This is a genomic window from Actinomycetes bacterium, assembly GCA_035489715.1.
Taxonomy (GTDB): domain Bacteria; phylum Actinomycetota; class Actinomycetes; order JACCUZ01; family JACCUZ01; genus DATHAP01.
Window position 1 is genome coordinate 24782 of record DATHAP010000125.1, and the last position, 16432, is coordinate 41213.

The 16432-nt window shown below is 70.8% G+C and carries 14 protein-coding genes; 1 reads left to right on the forward strand and 13 read right to left on the reverse strand.

Features of this window, described 5'->3' with window-relative positions:
• The first annotated feature begins 75 nt into the window (after window positions 1-75).
• Window positions 76-1467: a trehalose-6-phosphate synthase gene (locus VK640_09885; GenBank protein ID HTE73492.1), complete on the forward strand. Its 1392-nt coding sequence runs from the start codon at window positions 76-78 to the stop codon at window positions 1465-1467.
• A gap of 30 nt (window positions 1468-1497) precedes the next feature.
• Here the strand turns inward: VK640_09885 and VK640_09890 are convergent, their stop codons facing one another.
• The 13 genes from VK640_09890 to VK640_09950 all read right to left on the reverse strand — a co-directional run.
• Window positions 1498-3108 carry an NAD(P)/FAD-dependent oxidoreductase gene (locus VK640_09890; protein ID HTE73493.1) on the reverse strand — a complete coding sequence of 537 codons (1611 nt, stop codon included), beginning with the start codon at window positions 3106-3108 and terminating at the stop codon, window positions 1498-1500.
• Between the two features lies 1 nt (window position 3109).
• Window positions 3110-4309 (reverse strand): aminomethyltransferase family protein, encoded by a 1200-nt coding sequence (locus tag VK640_09895; protein ID HTE73494.1) that lies wholly within the window; start codon window positions 4307-4309, stop codon window positions 3110-3112.
• 125 nt (window positions 4310-4434) lie between these two features.
• Complete coding sequence (locus VK640_09900) at window positions 4435-4611, reverse strand: hypothetical protein (protein HTE73495.1); 177 nt, start codon at window positions 4609-4611, stop codon at window positions 4435-4437.
• 75 nt (window positions 4612-4686) lie between these two features.
• Window positions 4687-5688 (reverse strand): polyprenyl synthetase family protein, encoded by a 1002-nt coding sequence (locus tag VK640_09905; protein HTE73496.1) that lies wholly within the window; start codon window positions 5686-5688, stop codon window positions 4687-4689.
• Window positions 5688-7262, reverse strand: a complete 1575-nt coding sequence (nuoN, locus tag VK640_09910; GenBank protein ID HTE73497.1) for an NADH-quinone oxidoreductase subunit NuoN — start codon at window positions 7260-7262, stop codon at window positions 5688-5690. Before nuoN ends, VK640_09905 begins: the two co-directional genes overlap by 1 nt.
• Window positions 7259-8788 (reverse strand): NADH-quinone oxidoreductase subunit M, encoded by a 1530-nt coding sequence (locus VK640_09915; GenBank protein HTE73498.1) that lies wholly within the window; start codon window positions 8786-8788, stop codon window positions 7259-7261. The genes nuoN and VK640_09915 overlap by 4 nt, the downstream gene beginning before the upstream one ends.
• A 1-nt stretch (window position 8789) precedes the next feature.
• A complete protein-coding gene (gene nuoL, locus VK640_09920; GenBank protein ID HTE73499.1) occupies window positions 8790-10736 on the reverse strand; it encodes an NADH-quinone oxidoreductase subunit L in 1947 nt (648 codons plus the stop codon).
• A 10-nt stretch (window positions 10737-10746) separates the two neighbouring features.
• Complete coding sequence (gene nuoK, locus VK640_09925; protein HTE73500.1) at window positions 10747-11046, reverse strand: NADH-quinone oxidoreductase subunit NuoK; 300 nt, start codon at window positions 11044-11046, stop codon at window positions 10747-10749.
• Window positions 11043-11840 (reverse strand): NADH-quinone oxidoreductase subunit J, encoded by a 798-nt coding sequence (locus VK640_09930; GenBank protein ID HTE73501.1) that lies wholly within the window; start codon window positions 11838-11840, stop codon window positions 11043-11045. The genes nuoK and VK640_09930 overlap by 4 nt, the downstream gene beginning before the upstream one ends.
• Window positions 11840-12403, reverse strand: a complete 564-nt coding sequence (nuoI, locus tag VK640_09935; GenBank protein HTE73502.1) for an NADH-quinone oxidoreductase subunit NuoI — start codon at window positions 12401-12403, stop codon at window positions 11840-11842. The genes VK640_09930 and nuoI overlap by 1 nt, the downstream gene beginning before the upstream one ends.
• On the reverse strand, window positions 12403-13716 hold the full coding sequence (nuoH, locus tag VK640_09940) for an NADH-quinone oxidoreductase subunit NuoH (protein HTE73503.1): 1314 nt from the start codon (window positions 13714-13716) through the stop codon (window positions 12403-12405). The genes nuoI and nuoH overlap by 1 nt, the downstream gene beginning before the upstream one ends.
• The gene (locus tag VK640_09945; protein ID HTE73504.1) at window positions 13713-16145 is read right to left on the reverse strand and encodes an NADH-quinone oxidoreductase subunit G; all 2433 of its coding nucleotides are present in this window, start codon (window positions 16143-16145) and stop codon (window positions 13713-13715) included. Before VK640_09945 ends, nuoH begins: the two co-directional genes overlap by 4 nt.
• On the reverse strand, window positions 16142-16432 hold a 291-nt coding region (locus VK640_09950), incomplete at its 5' end, for an NADH-ubiquinone oxidoreductase-F iron-sulfur binding region domain-containing protein (protein HTE73505.1). The genes VK640_09945 and VK640_09950, both read right to left, overlap by 4 nt.

The following is a 16432-nucleotide window of genomic DNA, read 5'->3' on the forward strand; positions in this document are numbered from 1 at the left end:
CGGGCCGAGCGTGGATGCATTCGGCGCCGACGGTCACCCCGGCTTGGAGCGGGGTGACCGTAGGGTGAGGGGGATATGCATGACTTCGTCGTGGTTGCCAACCGCCTGCCCGTCGACCGGGTGGAGGAGCTGGACGGCGACGTCCACTGGCGGCCCAGCCCGGGTGGGCTGGTCGCGGCCCTCGAGCCGGTCATGCGGGCCGGCGACGGTGCCTGGGTCGGGTGGTCGGGCGCGCCGGGCGAAGCCGACGACCCGTTCGACGCCGACGGCATGCACCTCGTGCCGGTCGGCCTCTCCGAGAGCGAGGTCGCGGACTACTACGCCGGCTTCTCCAACGCCACCCTGTGGCCGCTCTATCACGACGTGATCGCGCCGCCGGTCTTCCACCGGCAGTGGTGGAAGGCCTACCTGGTGGTCAACGAGCGGTTCGCCGAGGCTGCCGCGGCCGAGGCCGCCGACGCCGCGACCGTCTGGGTGCACGACTACCAGCTGCAGCTGGTGCCCGCGATGCTGCGCCGGGCCCGACCCGACCTGCGGATCGGCTTCTTCAACCACATCCCGTTCCCCGGCTACGAGATCTTCGCGCAGCTGCCGTGGCGCTCGGAGATCGTCGAGGGGCTGCTGGGTGCCGACCTGGTCGGCTTCCAGCGCCAGCAGGACGTCACCAACTTCCTGCGGGCCGCCAGGAGGGCGGCCGGCCGCAGCACGAAGGGCGCCGGGGTGACGGCCGGCTCCGAAGGCAGCCGCCGGGTCCGTGCCGGGACGTTCCCCATCTCCATCGACGCAGCGAGCCTCGAGGAGGTCGCCCGCCGGGACGACGTGCAGGCACGGGCCAAGGAGATCAGGACCGCCCTCGGCGACCCGCAGACCGTCCTGCTCGGCGTCGACCGGCTCGACTACACGAAGGGCATCCTGCACCGGCTCAAGGCCTACGGCGAGCTGTTGCGCGAGCGACGGCTCGGCCCGCCGTCCGCCGTGCTGGTGCAGGTGGCCAGCCCGAGCCGCGAGCGCGTCGAGCAGTACCAGGTGCTGCGCGACGAGGTCGAGGGCACGGTCGGCCGCATCAACGGCGACCACAGCGTGCTCGGGCACCCGGCCGTGCACTACCTGCACCACGCCTACCCGCGCGAGGAGATGGCCGCCCTCTACCTCGCCGCGGACGTGCTCCTGGTGACCTCGCTGCGAGACGGCATGAACCTGGTCGCCAAGGAGTACGTCGCCTGCCGCTTCGACGAGACCGGCGCACTGGTGCTCAGCGAGTTCACCGGGGCTGCCGACGAGCTCACGGCGGCCTACGGCATCAACCCGCACGACATCGAGGGATTCAAGGACACCGTGATGCGCGCGGTCGAGGCGTCGCCCGCCGAGTCGCGGCGGCGGATGCGGTCGATGCGGCGCCGGGTGCGCGAGCACGACGTCGCCGCCTGGGCGGCCGACTTCCTCGGCGTGCTGCAGCAGGGCGACTGACGAGCGCCTCGGTGCCGAGGTGCTGCCCGGTCAGTCGGCCTCGCCGACGCGGGTCCTGAGGTCCCGGAGGATCTGCTGGCTGGCCAGCTTGCCGGGAGCACCCATGACGCAGCCGCCGGGGTGGGTGCCGGAGCCGCACTGGTAGTAGCCGTCGATCGGCGTGCGGTACTGGCTCCATCCCGGAGCCGGCCGGAAGAAGTACATCTGCGGCGCGAAGAACTCGCCGGCGAAGATGTTTCCCTCGGTCAGACCCACGGTGCGCTCGATGTCGAGCGGCGTCTGCACCTCGCGCTGCAGCACGAGGTCGCCGAAGCCTGGGAAGAACGACTCGAGCGTCGCCTGCACGGTGTCGGCGAAGCGGTCCCGCTCGGTGTCCCAGTCGCTGCCCTTGAGGTGGTAGGGCGCGTACTGCACGAAGCACGACATGACGTGCTTGCCGGGAGGCGCCATGTCCGGGTCGACGAACGACTGGATGGCACAGTCGATGTAGGGCCGCTTGCTGTACCACCCGTACTTCGCGTCGTCGAAGGCCCGCTCGAGGTACTCCATGGTCGGGCCGATGTTGACGAACCCGTAGTACTGGTCGGTGCTGTCGCCGAGCGCGGGGTAGCGCGGAGCTCCGTCCAGCGCGAAGTTTACCTTCGCGGAGGTGCCCTGGAACCGCAGGCGGTCGATGTTCTCGACCAGCTCGCTGGGCAGCTCGCGCGGCTCGACCAGCTGGGTGAAGGTGCGTCGCGGGTCCAGGGCGCTGACGACCGTCGGCGCCGTGAGCTCCGTGCCGTCCTCGAGGGCGACGCCCACGGCTGCGCCGTTCCTGGTGATGACCGACGCCACGGGGGCGTTCAGCATGATCTCGGCGCCGTACGCCTGAGCTGCGCGCGCGAGCACCTGAGTGAAGCCGCCGTTGCCGCCCTTGTGGAACGACCAGGCGCCGAAGTGCCCGTCGTGCTCGCCGAGCGAGTGGTACAGCAGCACCAGGCCGGATCCCTGCGACATCGGCCCGACCTTGGTCCCGATGATGCCGGAGGACGCGATGTAGCCCTTGAGGATGTCGCTCTCGAAGTAGTCGTCGAGGAAGTCGGCGGCACTGCCCGTGATCAGCCGCACCAGGTCGTGGAGCACCTTCTGGTCGACGCCGCCGAGGTGCTTCAGCAGGTCCGCGGTCTCAGCCAGGTCCTGCGGCGACTTGCCGAAGACGTTGGGCGGCACCTTGTCGAGCAGCGGCTTGACCACCTGGCAGACACGCTCGACGTCGTACTCGTACCGGTCCATCGCGTCGGCGTCGTGCGACGAGTGGCGGGTGATCTCCTTGATGTTCTCGTCGCGGTCCTGCCCGAGCAGGAGGTAGTCGCCGTTCTCCATGGGGGCGAACGACGACGGCATGAGGATCGGCATGAAGCCGTGCTTGACGAGCTCGAGCTCCTGGACGATGTCCGGCCGGAGCAGGCTCAGCGCGTACGAGAACGAGGTGAACTGGAACCCCGGGCGCAGCTCCTCGGTGATGGCCGCCCCGCCGACGAGGTGCCGGCGCTCGACGATGAGCACCTGCAGGCCGGCCTTCGCGAGGTAGGCGCCGTTGACGAGGCCGTTGTGCCCGCCGCCGACGATGATGGCGTCGTACGCCCTGGTCGCGGGTGCCATGTCAGGCCGTCTTCCTGGGCGGGTTGAAGAACGGCAGCTTGGTGACAGCGGCCGCGACCGTCTCGTAGTGGTGGTTGATGGTCAGCTCGAGGTTCACCCGGGTGCCTGCGGAGGCGAGGTCGGGCCGGACCCGGGCCATCGCGATGTGCTGCTGGAGCACGGGTGAGTACATCAGGCTGGTGGCGTAGCCGACCCGTTCGCCGACGTCGTCGTACAGCATCGACTCGTAGTCCAGAGGGGTCTCGTCCTTCGGGGGGACGAGACCGGCCCGGTTGTAGACCCGGTCGTAGTCCAACCAGTCGAGCACCAGGCCCACGGTGGCCCAGCGCGAGGTCTTCTCGGCCAGCTCGCGGCGCAGCGCCTGCCGCCCGATGAACGGGCGGGTGTCGTCGTCGATGCTCTTGAGCATCCAGCCGAAGCCGAGCTCCTTGGGCGTGATGCGGTCGTGGTCGGTGTAGGCGAGCCGGCTCGACGAGAACTCGACGTTGATGAGGACCAGGCCCGCCTCGATGCGGCTCATCAGCAGCGCCTCCTCGCCGAAGGGCCGGAGACCATGGCCCTGGCCTGCCTCGATCACGGCGTCGAGCACACCGATCGCGTCGTCCCGCGGCACCCGGACCTCGTAGCCCAGGTCACCGGTGTAGCCGGTGCGCGAGACCGTCACCGCCGCGCTGCCGATCTTGGTGTCGGTGTGCTCGAAGTACCGGAGCCCCTCGATCCCCGGCGCGACCTTCGCGAGGATCTCGCGGGACCTCGGGCCCTGCACGGCAAGCATGCCGTAGTGGTCGGTGACGTCCTCGATCGTCACGTCCAGGCGCCCGACGAGGTCGCTGAGGTAGCCGAGGTTCGGCTCCGCCGCCGTGAGCAGGAAGTCGGTCGCCGAGTGCCGGAAGAGCACGCCGTCCTCGAGAACGAACCCCCGGTCGTCGCACCAGACCGTGTACTGCGCGCGGCCGGGCCGGCAGGTCCGGATGTCGCGGGTCATCACCCCCGCCAGCAGCCGCTCGGAGTCACGGCCGGTGATCCGGAACTTGTACAGCGGCGAGGTGTCGAAGAAGCCCGCGCTGTTGCGGATCGCGAAGTACTCCTGCTTGGGCGACATCTGGTACTTCAGGGCCGACAGGTAGCCGGACCAGTGGCCCCACCGCTTCGTGGTGTTGAGCTGGTCGAGCCGTTCGTGGAACGGAGTGGTCTTGATCATCGCCGACCTTGCCCGCCTGTTGTCGGGATCCCGCAGCTCCCCGATCCTACTGAGTGTTCAGTCAGTCAGGGAGAGCTTGACGGCAGAGACAAGGGGTACGGTCGGCGACCGGGTCGAGGAGCGGGTCACGAGCGGTCGTCCGCGGCGCCGCCCTGGGGACCACCACCCGAGTCCACGGTCGGCGCGTCCGGACCGTCCTCGTCCGGCAGGCGCGGCGGTGTCACGAGGTCCTCCGTCGCATCCTCGATCACCGCCTCTGCGGCGTCGTCGGCGGTCGTCGCGTCGTCAGGCTGGTTCGTCATGCCGGACGCCTACCCCGGGGCTCGCCGTCCAGACGTGGGCGGCACAGCAGCCTGCGGCCGGGACCGGGCCGAACTTCAGACCGCGCGGCCGACGACCTGGTCGCAGAGCGCGGCCAGCGCGTCCCTCGTGGCGCCCTCGGGCAGCGGGGCGAGCACGGCCCGGGCCTCCGCGGCCCAGCGCCGGACCTCGTCCTGGGCCTGCGGGACCGCCGGATTGGCCCGCAGCAGCCCCAGGGCCTCGGCGAGGTCGGCGTCGGCGGCCAGGTCCCCCTCGAGCAGAGCCAGCAACCGCTCGTCCTCCGGACGGGCCGCTCTGCGGGCCAGCAGCACGGGCAGGGTCGGGATGCCCTCGCGCAGGTCGGTGCCGGGAGTTTTGCCCGACACGGCGGTCTCGGAGGTGACGTCGAGCAGGTCGTCGGAGAGCTGGAAGGCCACGCCGATGCGCTCGCCGAAGTTGGTGAGCACGTCCACCGCCGTCTCGTCGGCGCCGGAGAGCATCGCCCCGAACCGGCCGGACGTCGCGATCAGCGACCCGGTCTTGTCGGCGAGCACCGAGAGGTAGTGGTCGACCGGGTCCTCGTCGTCGACCGGGCCGACCGTCTCGCGGATCTGGCCGGTGACCAGTCGCTCGAACGTGCGCGCCTGGAGCCGCACCGCCTCGGGACCCAGGTCGGCGAGGAGGTCCGACGCCCGGGCGAAGAGGAAGTCGCCGGTGAGGATCGCGACCGTGTTGTCCCAGCGGGCGTTGGCCGAGACCGCGCCGCGGCGCACGTCGGCCTCGTCCATGACGTCGTCGTGGTAGAGCGTCGCCAGGTGGGTGAGCTCGACGACGACCGCGGACGGCACGACCCCCGGTGCCTCCGGGTCGCCGAAATGGGCGGCCAGCAGCACGAGCAGCGGCCGGAAGCGCTTGCCGCCGGCGTCGACGAGGTGTCGCGAGGCCCGGGTGACGAAGTCCAGGTCGCTCTTGACCGTCTCGTGCAGCAACGCCTCGACCGAGGCGAGCCCCGAGCGGACCGACGCCTCCAGCGCGGCGTCGCCCGACGCTGCGCCGAAGGGACCGGAGGGCTGTGTCATCAGCGGACGAACTGCGCGGCCTGGCCGGCCAGCTCCAGCACCTGGGTCGGGTAGACGCCGAGGAGCAGCGTGACCGCCACGCCGAGGGCGATGGTCACGGTGGTCAGGGCGCTGGGAACGACGACGGAGGGCCCCTCGGGTGCAGGGGCGCTGAAGTACATGAGCACGATGACCCGGAAGTAGAAGAAGGCCGCGACAGCACTCATCAGCACACCGACGATGACGAGCGGCTCGGCGCCGGAGTCCCATGCCGCGCTGAAGACGGCGAACTTCCCGGTGAAGCCGCCGGTGAGCGGGATGCCGGCGAACGCGGCGAGGAAGAACGTGAAGACCAGGGCGGTGACCGGTGAGCGCCGGGCCAGGCCGGCCCACTGGGAGAGGTGGGTCGCCTCGCCGGCCGAGTCGCGGACCAGGGTCACGACCGCGAACGCGCCGATCGTCGCGAAGCCGTAGGCGACGAGGTAGAAGAGGACGCTGGAGATGCCGGCCAGGTTGCCCTCGGAGTCGACCGCGTCGGTCGCCACCAGGCCGGTGAGGATGAAGCCGGCGTGGGCGATCGAGGAGTAGGCGAGCATCCGCTTGACGTCGGTCTGGGTGATCGCGACGACCGAGCCGACCACCATGGTCAGGATCGCCACGCCCCACATGACCGGCTTCCACTCCCAGGCCAGCCCGCCGACGGCGACGTAGAAGACGCGGAGGAGGGCGCCGAACGCGGCGACCTTCGTGCACGCCGCCATGAAGCCGGTGATCGGGGTCGGGGCGCCCTGGTAGACGTCGGGCGTCCACGAGTGGAAGGGCACCGCGCCGACCTTGAAGAGGAGGCCGACCGCCACCAGGGCGGTGCCGGTGAGCAGCAGCGCGTCGCTGCCCGTCTCGGCGCTGACCGCGTCAGCGATGCCGGACAGGGACACCGTCCCCGCGTACCCGTAGAGCAGGGCGACGCCGTACAGGAAGAACGCCGAGGAGAAGGCCCCGAGCAGGAAGTACTTGAGCGACGCCTCCTGGCTGAGCAGACGCCGCCGGCGGGCCAGCCCGCACAGGAGGTAGAGCGGCAGCGACAGCACCTCGAGCGCGACGAACATCGTCAGCAGGTCGTTGGAGGCCGGGAACAGCAGCATCCCGCCCACCGCGAACATCAGCAGCGGGAAGATCTCGGTCTGGGTGACGCCCGTCTCGGTGAGCGTCCGCTCGGCGCGCGAGCCGGGCATGGACGAGCCGGTCGGGGCGAAGACGCCCCCCTCGTCGGTCTGCCGCTCCGCTGCGGTCAGGACGCCGGGAATCGCCAGCAGCAGGATCGTGCCCTGGAGGAACAGCGTCGGGCCGTCGATGGCCACCGCCCCCATGGCGGCCACCTGCTGCTCCCCCGCCAGCGACACGACGGAGACGAAGGCCGCCGCCAGCCCCACGAGCGCCAGTCCGAGCTGGGTCTCGTGCCGCCAGGTGCGGCCCATGAAGGCCTCGAGCAGCACGCCGACCAGGGCCACGGCGAAGACGATGAGCATCGGCATCAGCAGCCGGTACTCGACGGACGGCGACTCGAACGTCGCGGCGAGGACGGTCGACCCGGTCACGGCACACTCCTTTCCGCGGCAGGCACCTCGGGCGCGGGGTCCTCGACGCCGACCTGCTGCATGGTGCGGTCGACGGCCGGGCTGATGACGTCCAGCAAGGGCTGCGGGAAGAAGCCGAGGGCGATGATGACGGCGATCAGCGGGGCGACCACCCACGCCTCCCGTACGTCCAGGTCGGCCAGCTTGGAGGTGTGCTCGTTGGGCTGACCGGTCATGGTCCGCTGGTACATCAGCAGGATGTAGAGCGAGGCCAGGATGATGCCGCCGGTCGCGATGATCGCCGCGGCCTCGTAGCGGGTGAACGTGCCGACGAGGACCAGGAACTCGCTGACGAAGGTCGAGAGGCCGGGCAGCGCGAGCGAGGAGAGGCCGGCCACCAGGAACGTCCCGGCGAGCATCGGCGCCACCCGCTGCACGCCGCCGTAGTCGGCGATCAGGCGGGACCCGCGACGGCTGATCAGGAACCCGGCGATCAGGAACAGCGCCGCCGTCGAGAAGCCGTGGTTGACCATGTAGAGCGTCGCGCCGGACTGTCCTTGGGTCGTCATCGCGAAGATGCCCAGCACGATGAAGCCGAAGTGCGAGATCGACGTGTAGGCGATCAGCCGCTTCATGTCGGTCTGGCCGATGGCGAGCAGCGCGCCGTACAGGATGCCGATGACGGCCAGCGTGATGACGACCGGCGCCGCCCACTGCGACGCGTCGGGGAACAGCGGCAGGCAGAACCGGATCATGCCGAAGGTGCCGACCTTGTCGAGCACGCCGACCAGCAGGACGGCACCGCCCGGGGGCGACTCGGCCGCCGCGTCGGGCAGCCAGGTGTGGACGGGCCACAGCGGCGCCTTGATCGCGAAGGCGATGAAGAAGCCGACGAAGAGCAGCCGCTCGGTGCTCGTGCCCATGTCGGTGTCGAGCATGTTCTCGAACAGGAAGGCCTGCGGGCCGCCGTCGGAGACCACGTAGAGGCCGATGACCGCGGCCAGCATCAGCAGACCGCCGAAGAGGCTGTAGAGCAGGAACTTCACCGCGGCGTACGACCGCTGCGGGCCGCCGTAGGACCCGATGATGAAGTACATCGGGACGAGCATGGCCTCGAACAGCACGTAGAAGAGGAAGACGTCCGTCGCGGCGAAGACGCCGACCATGAAGGTCTCGAGGAGCAGCAGCAGCGCGAAGTAGCCCTTGACGCTGCGCCGGGTTGCGTCGACGTCGTGCCACGAGGCGAGGATGCAGACCGGGGTCAGCACGGTCGCCAGCCCGATGAGGACGAGCGCGATCCCGTCGACGCCGAGCGCGTAGCTCACGCCGAACTGCGGGATCCACTCGTGGACCTCCTCGAACTGGAAGCCCTGGGTGCCGGACTCGAACTGCAGCGCCATCGCGATGAGGACCGCGAGGGTGATCAGCGAGAAGCCGAGGGCCACCTGCTTGGCGACCTGCTCGAGCCGCTCGGGCAGAGCGGCCACGAGCAGGGCACCCAGCAGCGGGATGAGAGCGAGGACGGTGAGCCAGGGGAAGTCAGTCACGTCAGAGCCTCACCAGCAGCATGGCGCCGACCAGCACGGCGGCTCCCGCGAACATCGACAGTGCGTACGAGCGGACGAACCCGGTCTGCAGCCGCCGGACCCGCCCCGACGTCCCGCCGATCAGGGCGGCGAGGCCGTTGACGGCCCCGTCGATGCCCCGGTTGTCGACGTAGACCAGCAGCCGGGTCAGGTACTGCCCCGGCCGCATCAGCAGCGACTCGTTGACGGTGTCCTGGTAGAGGTCCTGCCGGGCGGCGCGGGTCAGAACGGAGCCGCGCGGGGCGACCGCCGGGACCGCCTGACGGGCGTACGTCATCCAGGCGAAGGCGGCGCCGGCGAGCACCAGCAGCACGGTCACCGAGGTCAGGACCGGGACCGCGACCACCGGGTCCTCCTCCGCGTGCTCGCCGACCACCGGCTCCAGCCACGACGTGATCGCGCCGGTCGGTCCGAGCAGCAGACCGAGGAAGGCCGAGCCGACCGCGAGGATCATCAGCGGGATGGTCATGATCAGCGGTGACTCGTGCGGGTGCACGTCGTCGGTCCAGCGCCGCCTGCCGTGGAAGGTCATGGCGAACAGCCGCGTCATGTAGAACGCCGTGATGCCGGCACCGATGAGCGCGGTGAGGCCGAACACCCATGGCCGCCAGCCGTCGCCGACGAAGGCCGCCTCGATGATCGCGTCCTTGCTCCAGAAGCCGGACAGCCCGGGGAAGCCGATGATGGCCAGCCAGCCCACCGCGAACGTCACCCAGGTGATCTTCATGACCGTCGAGATGGCACCGAAGCGGCGCATGTCGATCTGGTCGTGCGTGCCGTGCATGACCGAGCCGGCGCCGAGGAACATACCGGCCTTGAAGAAGCCGTGGGTGAGCAGGTGGAAGATCGCGAAGGCGTAGCCGACCGGGCCGAGGCCGGCGGCCAGCATCATGTAGCCGATCTGGCTCATCGTGGAGGCGGCGAGCGCCTTCTTGATGTCGTCCTTGGCGCAGCCGATGATCGCCCCGAACACCAGCGTGACCGCTCCGACGATGACGACGACGAGCTGGGCGTCCGGTGCCGCGTCGAAGATCGCGTGGCTGCGGACGATCAGGTAGACGCCGGCGGTGACCATGGTTGCCGCGTGGATCAGCGCCGAGACCGGCGTCGGGCCGGCCATGGCGTCACCGAGCCAGGACTGGAGCGGGAACTGAGCCGACTTGCCGCAGGCGGCGAGCAGCAGCATCAGCCCGATCGCCGTGAGCACGCCCTCGCTGGCCCCGTCGGCCCGGCCGAACACCTGGTCGAAGCTCACGCCGCCGAACTGGGCGAACATGATCATGATCGCGACGGACAGCCCGAAGTCGCCGACCCGGTTGGCCACGAAGGCCTTCTTGGCCGCCGCGGCGTACGCCGAGTTCTGGTTCCAGAACCCGATCAGCAGGTACGACGCCAGGCCGACGCCCTCCCACCCGACGTAGAGCACCAGGTAGCTGTCGGCCAGCACCAGGAGCAGCATGGCGGCGACGAACAGGTTCAGGTAGCCGAAGAAGCGCCGGCGGTCGGGGTCGTGCTCCATGTAGCCGATCGAGTAGATGTGGATCAGTGCGCCGACGAACGTGATCAGCAGCACGAAGCACATCGACAGCTGGTCGAGCTGGAAGCCCACGTCGACGTCGAAGCCGCCGACGGAGATCCAGGTGTAGAGCTCCTGCCCGACCGCCCGGTCGTCGGAGTCCCGGCCGAGGAGGGCGATGAGCTGCAGCAGACCGATCGCGAAGGCGAGGACCACGGTGGCCGTTCCCAGCAGGTGGCCGAAGGCGTCGGTGCGGCGCCCGCCGAGCAGCAGGATCGCTGCTCCGGCCAGCGGCAGCGCGATCAGCAGCCAGGTCAGGGACAGGACCCCGGTGGCATCGGCCACCGACCCGGTCTCGGCCGCGGCGAGGACGGTCGAGGTCGTCGCGATCATCGTCGCACCCCTAGTACTTGAGCAGGTTGGCGCCGTCGACCGAGGCCGAGCGACGGGTGCGGAAGATCGTGACGATGATCGCCAGGCCGACGACGACCTCGGCGGCCGCGACGACCATGACGAAGAACGCGATCACCTGGCCGTCCAGGTTGCCCTGCATGCGGGCGAAGGTCACGAAGGCCAGGTTGGTCGCGTTGAGCATCAGCTCGACGCACATGAACACGACGATCGCGTTGCGGCGCAGGAGCACGCCGGACGCGCCGATCGAGAACAGCAGCGCCGACAGGAAGACGTAGTTCATCGGGTTCATGATTCGTCGTCCTCCCGCCGCGCCAGGTCGGTCGCCGAGCCGAGCTCGCCGGGGGCCGGGCGGACGTCGCCGCGCGCGACCAGCACCGGGGACACCGAGGTCTCGGCCGGCGTGCCGTCCGGCAGCAGAGCCGGGGTGTCCACGGCGTTGTGCCGGGCGAAGACGCCGGGCGGAGGCAGCGGCGCCGGGTAGGAGTCGCCGCGGAAGCGCTCGACGGAGAGCTCACGCTGGGAGGGCCGTTGCTCGTGCCGCTCGCGGTGGGCCAGGATCATCGCGCCCAGGGCAGCGGTGATGAGCAGGGCGCTGGTCACCTCGAAGGCGAAGACGTAGCGGGAGAAGATCAGGTTGGCCAGGCCGACGACGTTGCCGTCGGCGTTGGCCTCCTCGAGGCCGATGTTGGTCACCGTCGCATTGCCGATGGCGAGGATCAGCAGCACCCCGAAGCCGAGGCCGGCGATGACGGCGGCGACCCGTTGGCCGCGCAGCGTCTCGACCAGGCTGTCGCCGGAGTCGACGCCGACCAGCATGAGCACGAAGAGGAAGAGCATCATGACCGCGCCGGTGTAGACGACCACCTGCACGACGCCGAGGAACGGCGCGTCCTGCGCCAGGTAGAGCATGGCGAGGCAGAGCATCGTGGCCGCCAGCAGCAGGGCCGAGTGGACCGCCTTGCGGCTGAAGAGGATGCCCAGCGACGTCAGCACCGCGACCGGGGCGAGGACCCAGAAGACGACCGCCTCGCCGGTCCCGGTGCTGGTGCCGGCGGCAGCGGCCAGCAGGGTGCCGGACGTCATCAGCCCTCCCCGGCCGGCTCGGTGGGGCGCTCGGCGACGTACCGCTCCTGCTCCGGCGTCGCGCGCGACACCTTGCCGCGGTAGTAGTCCTGCTCGTCGAAGCCCTCGACCATCGGGTGCGGAGCGGGCGCCATGCCGGGCAGCAGCGGCCCGAGCAGGTCCTGCTTCTCGTAGATGAGCTTGGCCCGGCTGTTGTCGGCGAGCTCGTACTCGTTGCTCATCGTCAGCGCCCGGGTCGGGCAGGCCTCGATGCACAGGCCGCAGAAGATGCAGCGCAGGTAGTTGATCTGGTAGACGCGGCCGTAGCGCTCACCCGGCGAGAAGCGCTCACCCTCGGTGTTGTCGGCGCCCTCGACGTAGATGGCGTCGGCCGGGCAGGCCCACGCGCACAGCTCGCAGCCGATGCACTTCTCGAGCCCGTCGGGGTGCCGGTTGAGCACGTGCCGGCCGTGGAAGCGCGGCTCGGTCGGCTTCTTCTCCTCGGGGTACTGCTCGGTGACGACCTTCTTGAACATCGTCGAGAAGGTGACCCCGAACCCCTTGAGCTGGGTGGGGAGCTGCATCAGCGCTCGTCCTCCTCGTCGCCAGTGACAGCACTGTCCCCGGACGTCGTCGCGGGCGCGGCGGTCAGGGCCGGCACCTTCTGGCCGGGCATCGGTGGCACCGGGTGGCCGCCGGCCATCGGGTCGAACTCGTCCGGCTCGTCGTCCACCGGCTCCGAGCGGGCGGCGAGCAGGTCCCAGACGAAGGTCAGCCCGATGACGACCGCCGCCGCGATGCCGCCGTAGATCAGCACCTGGCGCATGTCGAAGTCGTACTCGGTGTTCAGGGCGCGCACGGTGGCCACCAGGAGCAGCCAGCCGAGCGCCACCGGGATGAGGACCTTCCAGCCCAGCCGCATGAACTGGTCGTAGCGCAGCCGCGGCAGCGTGCCGCGCAGCCAGATGAATACGAACAGGAAGAGGAGGACCTTGATGGTGAACCACAGCACCGGCCACCAGCCCTCGTTGGCGCCCTCCCACAGCGACAGCGGCCAGGGTGCCCGCCAGCCGCCGAGGAACAGGGTCGTGGCCAGCGCGGAGACGGTGACCATGTTGACGTACTCGGCGAGGAAGAACAGGGCGAACTTCAGCGAGGAGTACTCGGTGTGGAAGCCCCCCACCAGCTCGCCCTCGGCCTCCGGCAGGTCGAAGGGTGCCCGGTTGGTCTCGCCGACCATCGAGATCACGTAGATCGCGAACGACGGGAACAGCAGGACGGCGTACCAGTAGTCGCCCTGCGCCGCCACGATCTCCGACGTCGACATGGTGCCGGCGTAGAGGAAGACGCCGACGAACGACAGGCCCATCGCGACCTCGTAGGAGATCATCTGGGCCGACGACCGCAGCCCACCGAGCAGCGGGTAGGTCGAGCCGCTGGACCAGCCCGCCAGCACGATGCCGTAGATCCCCACCGAGGCCACGGCCAGGATGTACAGCACGGCGACCGGCAGGTCGGTCAGCTGCAGCGGGGTCTCCTCGCCGAAGACGGTGACCTCGGGCCCGAACGGGATGACGGCGAAGGCCATGAACGCCGGTGCCGCCGACAGGATCGGGGCGAGGACGAAGACCACCTTGTCGGCGGCCTTCGGGATGATGTCCTCCTTCAGCGCCAGCTTGATGCCGTCGGCGAGCGACTGGAGGAGGCCGGCGGGGCCGACCCGGTTGGGGCCGATGCGGTGCTGCATCCGGGCGACGACGCGGCGCTCCCACCAGATGGTGAACAGCGTCATCACCACGAGGAACACGAAGATCGCCACGGCCTTGCCGACGACGAGCCACCACGGGTCGTCGCCGAAGCCGGGGATCTCGGGCGAGGCGAGCACGGTGCCGGTCACTGGTCACCTCCGGCGGCGCGGATCCTGACCCGCGACCCGTGCGCGGCGCCGAGATCGAGCCGCACCTGCACGCCGTCGGAGTTGGTCGGCAGCCACACGACGCCGTCGGGCATCTCGGTCACCTCGGCCGGCGCGGTCAGCTCGCCCCGGTCGGTGGACACGGCGAGCGCCGCGCCGTCCGTGACGCCGACGGCCTCAGCGGTCGTCGCCGACAGCCGCGCCACCGCCCGGCGGGCGGTGCCGGCCAGGTAGGGCTCGCCGTCCTGCAGGCGCCCGCTGTCCAGCAGCGTCGGCCAGGTGGCGAGCACGACGCGGCCCGCGCTGAGGCTGGCCGGCGCCGGCGGCACCGGGTCGACCGGCTGGAACGCGGCGTGCGCCCCGTCCCAGCCGCCGAGCTCGTGGATCTCGGCGCGCGCGGCGGCGACGTCCGGGAGGCCGAGGTCGGCGCCCATGGCGTCGGCGAGCGCGTCGAGCACCCGGACGTCGGGCATCGCGTTGGTGCCGCGCAGGACCGCCTCGAACGGGCGCTGGCGCCCCTCCCAGGTGACGAACGTGCCGGCCTTCTCGACCGCCGCCGCGACCGGCAGCACGACGTCGGCGCGCTCGGTGACGGCCGACTCGCGCAGCTCCAGGCTCACCACGAACCGTGCGGCGTCCAGCGCGGCCAGCGCGGCGGTGGGGTCGGGCAGGTCGTGCGGGTCGACACCGCCGACCAGCAGCGCCCGGACCTCGCCGGTGTGCACGGCGGCCAGGATCGCGTCGGTGTCGCGGCCGTCGCCCTCGGGCAGCCGATCGACGCCCCAGGCGGTCGCGACGTCCACCCGGGCCGGCGCGTCCGCCACCGGGCGACCGCCGGGCAGCAGCGAGGGCAGCGCGCCGGCCTCGACCGCGCCGCGCTCACCGGCCCGTCGCGGCACCCACTCGAGCCCGGCCCCGGTGGCCTCCGCGAGCCGCACCACCGCGGACAGCGCGCCAGGGACGGAGGCGAGGCCCTCGCCGACGAGGATCACCACGTCGTCGCCGGCCAGCGCGTCGGCGGCCTCCTTGACGCGCGAGTCCCCGGTGCGCAGGGCGTCGAGGACCTCGGCCTCGGTGCCCGGTGCGGTCGGCAGCAGCCGCGCGGACAGTTTCTCCAGGCCGCGGGTCAGCAGCGGCGAGACGGCGTGGACCGTCAGCGAGCCGCGGCGCACCGCCTTGCGCAGGCGGAGGAACAGGATCGGCGACTCCTCCTCGGGCTCCAGCCCGACGAGGAGAACCGTCGAGGCCGATTCGAGGTCGTCGTAGGTGACGCCCAGGCCGTAGCCCGCGACGTGCGCACCGAGGAAGGACTCCTCCTCGGCCGAGTGCGGGCGGGCCCGGAAGTCGACGTCGTTGGTGGCGAGCACCGCGCGGGCCAGCTTGGCGTAGGCGTAGGCGTCCTCGAGCGTCGACCGTCCGCCGACCAGGACACCGGTCGCGCCGCGCGCGGCGCCGAGGCCACGTGCGGCGACGTCGAGCGCCTCGCCCCACGAGGCCGGCACCAGCACGCCGTCCTCGTCGCGGACGAGCGGGGACGTGAGGCGGTCCTGCGCGGTGGCGTACTGGAACGCCCAGCGGCCCTTGTCGCAGTTCCACTCCTCGTTGACCTGCGGGTCGTCGCCGGCCAGTCGGCGCAGGACCTTGCCGCGGCGGTGGTCGGTGCGGATCGCGCAGCCGGAGGCGCAGTGCTCGCACACGCCCGGCGAGGACACCAGGTCGAAGGGCCGCGAGCGGAAGCGGTACGCCGCGCCGGTCAGTGCACCGACCGGGCAGATCTGGACCGTGTTGCCGGAGAAGTAGGACTGGAAGGGCTCCTTCTCGTAGATGCCGACCTGCTGCAGCGCACCACGCTCGAGCATCTCGATGAAGGGGTCGCCGGCCACCTGCGCGGAGAAACGGGTGCACCGGGCGCACAGCACGCAGCGCTCGCGGTCCAGCAGCACCTGGGACGAGATGTTGATCGGCTTCGGGTAGGTCCGCTTGATCTCGGTGAACCGGGACTCGCCGCGGCCGTTGGTCATCGCCTGGTTCTGCAGCGGGCACTCGCCACCCTTGTCGCAGACCGGGCAGTCGAGCGGGTGGTTGATCAGCAGGAACTCCATGATCCCCTGCTGCGCCTTGTCGGCGACGGGAGACGTGGCCTGGGTGTTGACGACCATGCCCTCGGCGACCGGCAACGTGCAGGAGGCCTGCGGCTTGGGGAACGGCCGGCCGTTGCCGGCGTCCGGTACGTCGACCAGGCACTGCCGGCAGGCGCCGACGGGCGCGAGCAGCGGGTGGTCGCAGAAGCGCGGGATCTGCACGCCGACCTGCTCGGCCGCTCGGATCACCAGGGTGTCCTTCGGGACCGAGACCGCGACGCCGTCGACGGTGAGGTTGACGAGGTCCGTCTTCTCGGGGGCCTGTGTCATGCGAGAGCTCCAGCGCGGGCGAAGAGCGTGGAGGCGGCCGGGTCGAACGGGCAGCCGCCGCTGGTCAGGTGCGCGACGTACTCGTCGCGGAAGAACTTGATCGAGCTCTGGATCGGCGCGGCCGCACCGTCGGCGAGCGCGCAGAACGACCGGCCCGCGATGTTGTCGCACTGGTCGAGCAGCAGGTCGAGGTCGGACTCCGCGCCGATTCCCTGCTCCAGCTTGGACAGCACCTGCACCAGCCACCAGGTGCCCTCGCGGCACGGCGTGCACTTGCCGCAGGACTC

What these genes read in the sequence shown, in the direction of transcription:
- VK640_09885 (HTE73492.1), top strand. Translation starts at nt 76, where the DNA reads ATGCATGACTTCGTCGTGGTTGCCAACCGCCTGCCCGTCGACCGGGTG.
- VK640_09890 (HTE73493.1), bottom strand. Translation starts at nt 3,108, where the DNA reads ATGGCACCCGCGACCAGGGCGTACGACGCCATCATCGTCGGCGGCGGG.
- VK640_09895 (HTE73494.1), bottom strand. Translation starts at nt 4,309, where the DNA reads ATGATCAAGACCACTCCGTTCCACGAACGGCTCGACCAGCTCAACACC.
- VK640_09900 (HTE73495.1), bottom strand. Translation starts at nt 4,611, where the DNA reads ATGACGAACCAGCCTGACGACGCGACGACCGCCGACGACGCCGCAGAG.
- VK640_09905 (HTE73496.1), bottom strand. Translation starts at nt 5,688, where the DNA reads ATGACACAGCCCTCCGGTCCCTTCGGCGCAGCGTCGGGCGACGCCGCG.
- nuoL (HTE73499.1), bottom strand. Translation starts at nt 10,736, where the DNA reads ATGATCGCGACGACCTCGACCGTCCTCGCCGCGGCCGAGACCGGGTCG.
- nuoK (HTE73500.1), bottom strand. Translation starts at nt 11,046, where the DNA reads ATGAACCCGATGAACTACGTCTTCCTGTCGGCGCTGCTGTTCTCGATC.
- VK640_09930 (HTE73501.1), bottom strand. Translation starts at nt 11,840, where the DNA reads ATGACGTCCGGCACCCTGCTGGCCGCTGCCGCCGGCACCAGCACCGGG.
- nuoI (HTE73502.1), bottom strand. Translation starts at nt 12,403, where the DNA reads ATGCAGCTCCCCACCCAGCTCAAGGGGTTCGGGGTCACCTTCTCGACG.
- VK640_09945 (HTE73504.1), bottom strand. Translation starts at nt 16,145, where the DNA reads ATGACACAGGCCCCCGAGAAGACGGACCTCGTCAACCTCACCGTCGAC.